This window comes from Pseudomonas sp. CG7, assembly GCF_023701885.1.
Taxonomy (GTDB): Bacteria; Pseudomonadota; Gammaproteobacteria; order Pseudomonadales; family Pseudomonadaceae; genus Aquipseudomonas; species Aquipseudomonas zanjanensis.
Map to the genome: position 1 here is coordinate 65,854 of NZ_JABAEE010000028.1, position 11,217 is coordinate 77,070.

Below are 11,217 nucleotides of genomic sequence, written 5' to 3' on the forward strand. Positions count from 1 at the left end.
CAAACTATGTCCCAGCATCGCATTTTTTGTAACGAGTCAGGCAACTAAGCTCAGTCTCATTCCCCTGACGGGTTTTGGACAACGGAGCACACCATGACCGGATTTATCCCACTCAAGCGCCTGCTGCTGGCCACCGCCGCCCTGGCCTTCACTGCCCAGGGCTGGGCCGCCGATTTGACGCTCGACGTCTACAACCCCGGTGCGGCGGCGGTTTTTCCAGTGACGTCGGTGTTGGTCAGTGGTGAGAAAGAGGCGATTCTGGTGGACGCCCAGTTCGGCAAGACCCAGGCCGAGCAGGTGGTGGAGAAAATCCGCGCCAGTGGCAAACGGCTGACCACGATCTATATCAGCCATGGCGATCCTGACTACTATTTTGGCTTGGAAACCCTCACCGCCGCGTTCCCCGAGGCCAAGGTGCTGGCGTCGGCGCCGACCGTCGAACACATCAAGCACCCCCTCGACGGCATGCTGAAATATTGGGGGCCGATCCTGAAGACCGATGCACCCACCAAGGCCATCGTGCCCCAGGTGCTAAAGGGCGACAGCCTGACCCTGGAAGGCCAGCGCCTGCAGATCGTCGGCCTCGATGGTCCACAACCGGACCGCAGTTTCGTCTGGATTCCATCGATCAAGGCGGTGGTTGGCGGTGTCGTGGTGGCCGAGAATATTCATGTGTGGATGGCCGACACCCAGACGCCGAAGTCTCACAAGGATTGGTTGGCGACGCTGGATCACATTGAAAAGCTGCAACCGGCCACGGTCATTCCCGGCCATTACCTGGGCGAAAGCGCCCGTTCCCTGGCCCCGGTGACATTCACTGCCGGTTACATCAAGGCCTTCGATGAAGAAACCGCCAAGACCAAGGATTCCGCCGCGCTGATCGCGGCCATGAAACTACGCTATCCGAACTTGGGTGAAGACAGTTCCCTGGAACTGAGTGCCAAGGTGGCAAAAGGCGAGATGAAGTGGTGAGGTATTGAGACAGCGATGAGGCTGGGCTGATGCGCTTTGTGGCGAGGGAGCTTGCTCCCGCTGGGCTGCGCAGCGGCCCCAATACCAGCCAATGAGTCGTGACTGGCACACCGCATGAGCATTTTTGCGACTGCTGCGCAGCCGAGCGGGAGCAAGCTCCCTCGCCACAAGGGCTTCATTTCAAGCCATAAAGGCTCATGTCACTTGGAAATATTCAAGCAACTGCTTCAGTAGCATCTTGTGTAATCAACGGAGAACACCATGAGCAAAATCGCAATCATCGGCGCCACCGGGCGTGCGGGTAGCCAGCTGTTGGAAGAGGCCCTTCGCCGTGGTCACAGCGTGACGGCCATTGCCCGCAACACCGCGAAAATCGGCGAAAGGGCCGGGGTGGTCAGCAAACAGCTGGATGTATTGGACAGCGAGGCATTGACTGCGGCCATCGCTGGCCACGACGTGGTGATCAGTGCCGCGCACTTTGCCACCGTGCCGGCCGATAAAATCATCGCACCGCTGAAGGCCGCCGGGGTCAAGCGCCTGCTGGTGGTCGGCGGGGCTGGTTCGTTGCTGCTGCCGGATAACAGCCGGGTGATCGACAGTGACGGTTTTCCCGAGGAATACCTGGCCGAAGCCAGCGCCGGTGCCGTGTTCCTGGATGTGCTGCGCAAGGAACAGGACTTGGACTGGACCTTCCTCTCGCCTTCGGCGGAGTTCGTTGACACCGAGCGCACCGGGCAGTTCCGAGTGGGTAAGGACCACCTGCTGTTTGATGACACCGGGCGCAGTTGGATCAGCTTCGCCGATTACGCCATCGCGATGATCGATGAAGTGGAAACGCCGCAGTTTTCGCAAAAGCGGTTTACCGTCGGTTATTGATCACAGGGATCAGCCGTGAAGCCGCACCCAGACGCTGACCAGCACCGTCGCCGCCATCAGCCAGGCGACGGCTGCCACGGCCAATGAGGCCTCGAGGCGCATGCGGTCGACCATCACGTACAGCGTTGCGAGATAGACGAAGTACGGAATGATCGACCACATGCCAAACACGATGGTGGTCTTCAGGTCGTCCACCGAGCGGCCCTTGCCGACGATGTAGTGGGCGATCAGGGCGAAGGTGGGGAACAGCGGCACCAACCCGGCGATGTAGTAATTCCTGGTCTTGGCGAGCATCGCCAGGATGACCACTACGGCGGCACCCAGCGCCGCCTTGAAAATCAGATCCACAGGTTCACATCCCAGGTCAGTGGCTCAGGCCATATTTTTTGACTTTGTCGAACAGCGTGGTCTTGGCCATGCCCAGTTCCTGGCTGGCCTGGGTCAGGTTGCCACCGCTGCGTTGCAGGGCGTCCACCAGCAGGTTGCGTTCGAAGGCTTCCACCGCTTCGGCGAAGGCCAGGCCCTGGCTGCCACCGCTGGCGCCGGAGCGCTTGAAGGCCGGCAGGCCCAAGGCGTAGCGCTCGGCGACGTTGCGCAGCTCGCGCACGTTGCCCGGCCAATCATGGCTCATCAGGTTCGACAGGGTCTGGTTGTCCAGCTCCGGCACCGTGCGGTCGAAGCGCAGGGACGACTGCTGGAGGAAATGCTCGAACAGTTGCAGGATGTCTTCGCGCCGCTCGCGCAGGGGTGGCAGCTCCAGGGTCACCACGTTGAGGCGGTAATACAGGTCGCTGCGGAACTGCCCGGAGCGGCCCATTTCGTCCAGGTCGGACTTGGTGGCGGCGATCACCCGGCAATCCACGGCCACGCTCTGGTTCGAACCCAGGCGTTCGAGGGTGCGTTCCTGCAACACGCGCAGCAACTTGATCTGCAAGGGCAGGGGCATGCTCTCCACTTCATCGAGGAACAGTGTGCCGCCATCGGCGTGCTCGATCTTGCCGATCCGGCGCTTGCCGGCACCGGTGAAGGCATTGGCCTCGTGGCCGAAAATCTCGCTTTCGAACAGGTTCTCCGGCAGGCCGCCGCAGTTCAGTGCGACGAACTGCTTGTCGTGGCGCCGACTGAAATCATGCAGGCAGCGGGCGACCAGTTCCTTGCCGGTGCCGGTTTCGCCTTCGATCAGCACGTTGGCCGAGGTGTCGGCGACGTTGGCGATCAGCGCTCGCAGGTGTTGCATGGCCGGCGAGCGACCAATGATCCGGCCTTCCAGGGAATCGCGTTCGGCCAGTTGCCGCCGCAGCGATGACACTTCCCGGGCCAGGCTGCGCTGCTCCAGGGCGCGGCGGGCGACATCCACCAAGCGTTCAGGAGAGAAGGGCTTCTCCATGAAGTCATAGGCGCCTTTTTGCATGGCGCCCACGGCCATGGAAATGTCGCCATGGCCGGTGATCAGCACCACCGGCAGGCTGCGGTCCCGCGCCTTTAGGCGGGTCAGCAGTTCCAGGCCGTCGATGCCCGGCAGGCGAATGTCGCTGATGACGATGCCGGCAAAGTTATCGTCGACCCGCTCCAGCGCCTCTTCGGCGCTGCCGACGCCGATGCAGGGAATGTCTTCCAGGCTCAAGGCCTGCTGGCAGCCCAGCAGGACGTGGGGGTCGTCTTCGACGATCAGTACGCTCAGGTCGTGGTTCATAGCGGCTCGGCAGGTGAAGGGTTCACCAACGGTAGGGTGAGGACAAACGTGGTGCCACGCTCGAGCGGGTACTCGACGCCCAGGTGCCCACCCGCGGCGGCGGCCAGGCTCGCCGAGAGCGTCAGGCCCAGGCCCAGGCCTTGTTCGCCAGGCTTGGTGGTGAAGAACGGTTCGAACAAATGCTTGCGGGCTTCAGGATCGATGCCGTGGCCATTGTCGCGCACCCGCAAGCGATATTTACCGTCGGCGGCCTGGCCTTCGAGCCACAGTTTCGGCTCGGGTTGCGTCTGCATGGCGTCCAGGGCATTGCCGACCAGGTTCACCAGGATCTGTTCCAGGCGGGTCTGGTCGATTTGCAATTGGACGTCATCGAAACCGCTGTGGATCTGGATGTCCAGGTTTTCCAGGCGTCCGCCCAGCAGTTGCAAGGCAGCTTCGACGGCCTTGCCCAGGCTCGCTCGGCCCTGGTCATCGCCGCGGCGGGCAAAGGCCCGCAGGCTGGCGGTGATCCGGCCCATGCGGTCGATCAATTCATTGATGGTCTTGAGGTTGGTGCTGGCGATGTCCAGTTGGCCGCGCTCCAGGAAACGTACGGTGTTGCCGGACAAAGTGCGCAACGCCGCCAGCGGCTGGTTGAGTTCATGGGCAATACTGGTGGACATCTGGCCGATGGCCGCCAGTTTTCCGGCCTGGACCAGTTCGTCCTGGGCCCGGCGCAAGGTCTCTTCGGCCTGGCGTCGCTCGCGGATCTGGCCCTTGAGTCGTTCGTTGCTGGCACGCAGGTCGGTGGTGCGTTCGGTAATCCGACGCTCGAGCTGGTTGTTGGCTTCCTGCAAGGCTTCCCGGGCGGCGAGGCGGGTGGCGATGACCTTGCGCCGTTCGTTCCAGGCGATCAGCAGGAACGCCACCAGGGCGAAGGCCACGGCCACCAGGATGCCTTGGTTGATCGCCTGGCGACGCAGGTCTTCAAGGGGCGTCAGCAGGGTGAAATTCCACGGGGTATCGCTCAAGGGCCGGGTTTGCGACAAGTAGCTGATGGCGCGCTCGTCGGACACCAGTTCGGTGTTGGCCGGGAAGGTCAGCTTCTCCATGCCTTCGGCCAGGCGTTCCCGGGCCAGGGGCACCAGCTCGTTCAAAGGGAACCAATAATATTGCAGGCTGCGGGCCAGGCGGTCCTTGGTCTCGTCGCTCAGGGGGCGCACCGACTTGAGCCGTCGCGCCGGGTCGCTGGACAGGATGATGATGCCGTTTTCATCACTGACGACCGCCTCCAGCCGCGCCCGCTGCCAGCGCTCCTCCATGGCTTCGAGGCGTACCTTGACCACGGCGACGCCGATGATCTTGCCCTGTTGTTCCAGGCCGTGGGCGAGGTAGTAGCCGGGCTCGCCATTGGTGCTGCCGATGCCATAGAACCGTCCCGGCTGGCCGCGCACGGCGTTCTGGAAGTAGGCGCGGAAGGACAGGTCTTCGCCCAGGTAACTGTCGACATCACGCCAGTTGCTGGTGGCCATCACCCGGCCGGTGGTGTCCATCACGTAGATGGCCCGGCTGCGACTGCGGCGGTTCAGGCCTTCGAGGTATTCGTTGACGGTCTTGCGATGCTCGGGCGTCGGGTCGTCGAGCAGTTGCGAGACGCTCGACTCAAGCTCCAGCAGGCTGGGCAGGTAGGTGTACTTGCTGATCTCGCTCTCGACCGCACGGGCGTGCAGTTCCAACTGGCGCTCGCCATTCTCGGCGAGGCCACGTACGCCGTAGTGCTCGCTGATCCAGAAGCCGAGGTAACCCAGGCCGATCATCAACGCAATGACCAGCGGCGGCAGGAACAGATGGCGGATCAGGCGGGGTTTCACGGCGAGTGATGGCGGCGCGGCGCGATAAAGGGTGGGGTCGCATTTCATCACAGTAGCCTTGGGTCAACCAGTGTGGCGGCGGTCGTCCTTCGAACGCGGTCCTGTGGCGAGGGAGCTTGCTCCCGCTCGGCTGCGAAGCAGTCGCAAAACGGTTCATGCGGTATGCCAGATACATTGCATTTGCCGGTTTTGGGGCCGCTGCGCGACCCAGCGGGAGCAAGCTCCCTCGCCACAAGGATCAGCGCGCCTAAAGAAGGCGACGCTTTAGTGCTGCAGGATTTTCTCAAGGAAATGCTGCGCACGTTCGGAGCGGGCGCTGATGTCGCCGAAGAACTCTTCTTTCGGGCAGTCCTCGATGATCTGGCCCTGGTCCATGAAGATCACCCGGTTCGCCACTTTGCGGGCGAAGCCCATTTCGTGGGTCACGCACATCATGGTCATGCCTTCGTGGGCCAGTTGCACCATCACGTCGAGCACTTCGTTGACCATTTCCGGGTCAAGGGCCGAGGTCGGTTCGTCGAACAGCATCACCACCGGGTCCATCGCCAGCGCACGGGCAATCGCCACGCGCTGCTGCTGGCCGCCGGAGAGCTGGCCCGGGTGCTTGTGGGCGTGGGCCGAGAGACCCACGCGCTCAAGCAATTGCAGGCCTTTCTTGGTGGCTTCTTCCTTGCTGCGGCCCAGCACCTTGATCTGCGCGATGGTCAGGTTCTCGGTGATGGTCAGGTGCGGGAACAGTTCGAAGTGCTGGAACACCATGCCCACGCGCGAACGCAGTTTCGGCAGGTTGGTCTTCGGGTCGGCGATGGACGTGCCATCGACCACGATGTCGCCCTTCTGGAACGGCTCCAGGGCGTTCACGCACTTGATCAGCGTGGACTTGCCCGAACCCGACGGCCCGCACACCACCACAACCTCACCCTTGCTGACCTCGGTGCTGCAATTGGTCAGTACCTGGAAGTCCCCATACCACTTGTTGATGTTCTTGATAGAGATCATACGGCGAACCTTTTTTGCAGACGCTTGACCAGCAGCGAGGCGGCAAAGCTGATTGTGAAGTACACGAGACCTGCGATGATCAGGAACTCATTGGAGCGGCCGATGATGTCGCCATTGGCCCGCGAAGCATTGAGGAAGTCCACCAGGCCGACCGTGTAGACCAGCGAGGTGTCCTGAAACAGGATGATGCTCTGTTGCAGCAACAGCGGGGTCATCTTGCGGAACGCCTGGGGCAGGATGATCAGGCGCATGACCTGGCCATAGTTCCTGCCCAGTGCCTGTGCCGCGCCCATCTGGCCCTTGGGGATCGACTGCACGCCGGCCCGCACGCATTCGCAGAAGTACGCCGCCTCGAACATCATGAACGCCACGACGCAGGAGCCGAACGCACCGATCGGCGTGTCTTCGCCGGAGATCCAGCGCAGCACGAACGGCACCGCCAGGTAGAACCAGGTGATGACCAGCAGCAGCGGGATCGAGCGGAAATAGTTGACGTAGGCGCCAGCGATATTGGAGACCAGCTTGTTGTGGGACAGGCGCATCAGCGCCAGGATCGTCCCCAGGATGATCCCGCCGACGACACCCAGGGCCATCAGCTTGAGGGTCATCACCATGCCGTTCCACAAGCCGGGAATGGCCGGGATGATGCCAGTGAAGTCGAATTCCATTATTTACCCCCCACGGAGATCAGGCCGGGCACCGCGACTTTCTTCTCGACCATGCGCATGAGCAGCATCAGGCTCATGTTCAGGGTGAAGTAGATCAGCGTCGCCAGGGTAAAGGCTTCGAACAGGTTGGCCGAGAACTCGGCGGTCTGCTTGGTCTGCGCGAGCAGTTCCATCAAGCCGATCAGCGAGGCCACGGAGGAGTTCTTGAAGACGTTGAGGAATTCCGAGGTAAGCGGCGGAATGATGATCCGGTAGGCCTGGGGCAGCAGCACGTTCCAGTAGATCTGCGGCAGCTTGAAACCCATGGCGCGGGCGGCGGATTCCTGGCCGCGCGGCAGCGCCTGGATGCCGGTGCGTACCTGTTCGCAGACCCGCGCGGCGGTGAACAGGCCCAGGCACACGACGACGCTCAGGTAGGCCGAGGTGGTCGGGTTCAGGTCCTGCTTGTACCACTCCTGCATATCGGCGGGCAGCAGGTCCGGTACCAGGAAGTACCAGATGAACAGCTGAACCAGCAGGGGCACGTTACGGAAAAGCTCTACGTAGCACGTGGCGATACCCGACACCAGCCGGTTCGGTACGGTACGCATTACACCCAGGATCGAACCCAGCAACAGGGCGATGATCCAGGCGACGACGGCGATGGCGATGGTCCAGCCCAGGCCGGCCACGTACCAGTCGAGATAAATCTCGCTGCCCACGCCGGTGGACTTGAAGAACACGCCCCAGTCCCAGTTGTAATTCATTAGGGTCTCCCCTCAGATCGTTCGATATACAAATGCCCGCCTGGGGAAGCTCCGTTCCCGCCCGGCTTGGAGGCCAGGCACACGCGATCGGCTCGACAGCCACCGGTTCGAGTGTTTCCAGATTTGCCAGCAGGGAGTGACCATCCCCTGAAAGGGCCGGGCCCCTTCAGGAGATAAGGTTAGTCAGAAATCAGGATTTCTTGTCGTCAGCCGCTTTATCGGTCGGCGTGGCGATCAGTGCCTTGAGTTCGTCGCTCATCGGGAAGTTGAGGTTCAGGCCTTTTGGCGGGATCGGTTGCATGAACCATTTTTCGTAGATCTTGTTGATCTCGCCCGAAGCGTAGGTGGCCTTGATGGCGTCATCGACAACCTTTTTGAACGGCTCGTCGCCCTTGCGCATCATGCAGCCGTAGATTTCGTAGGACTGTGGGGTGCCGGTGACGGCCCAGTCATCGGCCTTCTTGGCCTTGGCGGCTTCGCCAGCCAGCAGGGCGTCGTCCATCATGAACGCGACGGCACGACCCGATTCCAGCATCTGGAAGGATTCGCCGTGGTCCTTGGCGGAGATGACGTTCATGCCCATCTGCTTGTCGGCGTTCATGGCCTTGAGGATGCGCTCGGACGTGGTGCCGGCGGTGGTCACGACGTTCTTGCCCTTGAGGTCGTCGAAATCCTTGTACTTGGAGTCTTTCTTGGACAGCAGCTTGGTGCCGATCTCGAAGATGCCAACGGAGAAGGCGACTTGTTGCTGGCGCTCGACGTTGTTGGTGGTGGAGCCGCACTCCAGGTCCACGGTGCCGTTCTGCACCAGCGGGATACGAGTTTGCGAGGTGACCAGGTTGTACTTGACCTGCAGGTTCGGTACGTCGAGCTCTTTCTTCAGGGTTTCGACAACTTTCAGCTGGATGTCATGGGAGTAGCCGACCGGCTTGCCGGAAGCGTCTGCGATGTAGGAGAACGGAATGGAAGCGTCGCGATGCCCAAGCGTAACGACGCCGGACTCTTTGATCTTTTTCAGTGTGCCGGTCAGTTCGGCTGCGAAAACCGGCGTGCTGATCAGAGCGGCAGCAATGGCTGCGCCCAGGAGATGGGGAACGATACGCATCGATGTTTCCTCGACATTGTTTTTTTTATTTCGGCCGGTTCGTCGGCCCTGAGTACTTCGAGATGCCTGGCAGCTCCTGGTGTGTTGGCGTACAGGCATTCGTCTCGAGGAGTGTAGAGCATGAGTCGTGCCAGGCCAGTCTGGTCTGTATAACTATTTGTTTTTTAAACTAATTAATGTTTTGTTTCAGGTTTTGTGCGGCATGGTTTATCCGGTTAGCCGAACTGACTGGTAGGTCGTGTTCGGAAAACCGAATGCCCAGAGATCGCTTTTGATCCTTGTGGGAGCGAGCTTGCTCGCGATAGCGGTGTGTCAGTCACATAGATGTTGAAAGTGCTGGCCTCATCGCGAGCAAGCTCGCTCCCACAGGGTCTCTGTGGTGGATTCCAGAATGCAAAAAGCCCCTGAATCGCGGGATTCAGGGGCTCTTGGGTTTAGCCGGGTATCGCTCAGGCCGCTTCGATCTTGCGGCGATTGTGCTCGACCTTATCCAGGTACTGCTGCAGCTTCTGTTGCTCGGCGGGGGTGGTGAACAAACCCAGCTTGCTGCGGCGCCAGAGGATGTCCTGGGCATCGACGGCCCACTCGTCGCTGCACAGATAATCGATTTCGCGGGTGTAGAGGCCGGCACCGATGTGCTCGCCCAGATCGCCGAGGGCGTGCACGCCTTCGAGCATGCGCCAGGTACGGCTGCCATAGGTGGTGGCCCAGCGCCGGGCGATGTCGGTGGGCAGCCAGTCGAATTTGTCCCGCAGCGCCGAGCACAGTGCTTGCGGGGTGGTCATGTTTTCCCCGCCGGGGAGGGCTTCCACGGCGGTCCAGCTCCCGCGCATCTGTGTGAAGTAGGGCGCCAGTTGCGCCATGGCTGATTCGGCCAGTTTGCGATAGGTGGTCAGCTTGCCGCCGAATACCGACAGCAACGGGGCTTCTTGACCGCCGCCCGACAGCGCCAGGGTGTAGTCCCGTGTCACGGCCGATGGGTTGTCGGATTCGTCGTTGCACAGCGGACGTACACCGGAGTAGCTGTGCAAGATATCGTCGCGGCTGATTTGCTTCTTGAAGTGAGCATTGACCACTTTCAACAGGTAATCGGTTTCGCCTTCGGTAATCGCCACTTTGGCCGGATCGCCGGTGTATTCGCGATCCGTCGTACCGATCAGGGTGAACTGGTTCAGGTACGGAATGGTGAAGACGATGCGCTGATCTTCGTTTTGCAGAATGTGCGCATGCTCGCCTTCGTAGAGTTTCGGCACGATCAGGTGGCTGCCCTGGATCAGGCGGATGCCGTAGGGCGATTCCAGCTTCAGGTCATCGCGAATGAACTTGGCCACCCACGGGCCCGCAGCGTTGACCAGCGCTTTGGCGTGGATCGAAAACAGGCTGCCGTCGGCGCGTTCCAGGTGCAAGTGCCACAGACCTTTGCTGCGACGGGCATTCACGCAACGGGTGCGGGTGTGGACGTGCGCGCCTTTCTCCCGGGCGGCCATGGCATTGAGCACCACCAGCCGCGCGTCGTCGACCCAACAGTCGGAGTATTCGAAGCCTTTGGTGATCTCGCTTTTCAGTGCGCTGTCGGCCCCGAACTTCAGGCTTCTGGAACCGGCGAGTTGCTCACGTTTGCCCAGGTGATCGTAGAGGAACAGGCCGGCGCGAATCATCCAGGCCGGGCGCAGGTGCGGGCGGTGGGGCAGCACGAAGCGCATTTGCTTGACGATGTGCGGGGCCGTGGTCAGCAGCACCTCACGCTCGGCCAAGGCTTCGCGTACGAGGCGGAATTCATAATGTTCAAGGTAGCGCAGGCCGCCGTGGATCAGCTTGCTGCTCGCCGACGAGGTATGGCTGGCCAGGTCGTCCTTTTCGCAAAGGAACACCGAAAGACCGCGACCGGCAGCGTCCGTGGCAATCCCCACGCCATTGATACCGCCACCAATGACGGCGACGTCATAGATCTCGGCGAGAGGGGGCGTAGGCAAGGTAGAAGTGGGCATCGGCTGGCCTCGGGTTCTTTTTCACAATATTTGAATTCGAACATAAATGTTCATTTGCGAAAATACTAGCCCATAAGCACAGCCACGACCAGTCGAATTCGATTGAAATTACTGATCGAATGCGGCTGAAAGGAAAATTTACGAACAAAAAGAGAATTGTGGAATGCTTCTGTGGCGAGGGAGTCCCCGCCGCGTCGCCGACGCTGCGCTGTCGCGCAGCAAACAAGTGCTCGGCTTAAGATGGGGTGCGCGCGGGGAAAGAGGCCGTAGCTATCACTGGTGTGTCCGCACCCGCGAGGGAGAGTGGCCGGCACGGTATC

10 protein-coding genes are annotated in these 11,217 nt (G+C 61.2%); 2 read left to right on the forward strand and 8 right to left on the reverse strand.

Features of this window, described 5'->3' with window-relative positions; all coding sequences use genetic code 11:
- Positions 1 to 93: 93 nt before the first annotated feature.
- Together HGO40_RS13705 and HGO40_RS13710 are read left to right on the forward strand one after the other, a co-directional pair.
- The gene (locus HGO40_RS13705; RefSeq protein WP_250963434.1) at positions 94 to 972 is read left to right on the forward strand and encodes an MBL fold metallo-hydrolase; all 879 of its coding nucleotides are present in this window, start codon (positions 94 to 96) and stop codon (positions 970 to 972) included.
- Between the two features lie 261 nt (positions 973 to 1,233).
- Complete coding sequence (locus HGO40_RS13710; RefSeq protein WP_250963435.1) at positions 1,234 to 1,848, forward strand: NAD(P)-dependent oxidoreductase; 615 nt, start codon at positions 1,234 to 1,236, stop codon at positions 1,846 to 1,848.
- A 9-nt stretch (positions 1,849 to 1,857) separates the two neighbouring features.
- Here the strand turns inward: HGO40_RS13710 and HGO40_RS13715 are convergent, their stop codons facing one another.
- The 8 genes from HGO40_RS13715 to glpD all read right to left on the reverse strand — a co-directional run bounded on the left by HGO40_RS13715 (position 1,858) and on the right by glpD (position 10,897).
- Positions 1,858 to 2,187 (reverse strand): GlpM family protein, encoded by a 330-nt coding sequence (locus HGO40_RS13715; protein ID WP_187293334.1) that lies wholly within the window; start codon positions 2,185 to 2,187, stop codon positions 1,858 to 1,860.
- A 25-nt stretch (positions 2,188 to 2,212) separates the two neighbouring features.
- A complete protein-coding gene (aauR, locus tag HGO40_RS13720) occupies positions 2,213 to 3,541 on the reverse strand; it encodes a two-component response regulator AauR (RefSeq protein ID WP_058546102.1) in 1,329 nt (442 codons plus the stop codon).
- On the reverse strand, positions 3,538 to 5,439 hold the full coding sequence (gene aauS, locus HGO40_RS13725) for a two-component sensor histidine kinase AauS (RefSeq protein WP_250963436.1): 1,902 nt from the start codon (positions 5,437 to 5,439) through the stop codon (positions 3,538 to 3,540). The genes aauR and aauS overlap by 4 nt, the downstream gene beginning before the upstream one ends.
- Before the next feature lie 216 nt (positions 5,440 to 5,655).
- A complete protein-coding gene (locus HGO40_RS13730) occupies positions 5,656 to 6,390 on the reverse strand; it encodes an amino acid ABC transporter ATP-binding protein (protein WP_018614195.1) in 735 nt (244 codons plus the stop codon).
- On the reverse strand, positions 6,387 to 7,058 hold the full coding sequence (locus HGO40_RS13735; RefSeq protein ID WP_250963437.1) for an amino acid ABC transporter permease: 672 nt from the start codon (positions 7,056 to 7,058) through the stop codon (positions 6,387 to 6,389). The genes HGO40_RS13730 and HGO40_RS13735 overlap by 4 nt, the downstream gene beginning before the upstream one ends.
- Entirely contained in the window at positions 7,058 to 7,804 is a 747-nt protein-coding gene (locus HGO40_RS13740) for an amino acid ABC transporter permease (RefSeq protein WP_053124568.1), read from the reverse strand. The genes HGO40_RS13735 and HGO40_RS13740 overlap by 1 nt, the downstream gene beginning before the upstream one ends.
- Positions 7,805 to 7,994: 190 nt before the next feature.
- The gene (locus HGO40_RS13745; RefSeq protein ID WP_250963438.1) at positions 7,995 to 8,909 is read right to left on the reverse strand and encodes a glutamate/aspartate ABC transporter substrate-binding protein; all 915 of its coding nucleotides are present in this window, start codon (positions 8,907 to 8,909) and stop codon (positions 7,995 to 7,997) included.
- A gap of 449 nt (positions 8,910 to 9,358) precedes the next feature.
- The gene (gene glpD / locus HGO40_RS13750; RefSeq protein ID WP_250963439.1) at positions 9,359 to 10,897 is read right to left on the reverse strand and encodes a glycerol-3-phosphate dehydrogenase; all 1,539 of its coding nucleotides are present in this window, start codon (positions 10,895 to 10,897) and stop codon (positions 9,359 to 9,361) included.
- Between the last annotated feature and the right edge of the window lie 320 nt (positions 10,898 to 11,217).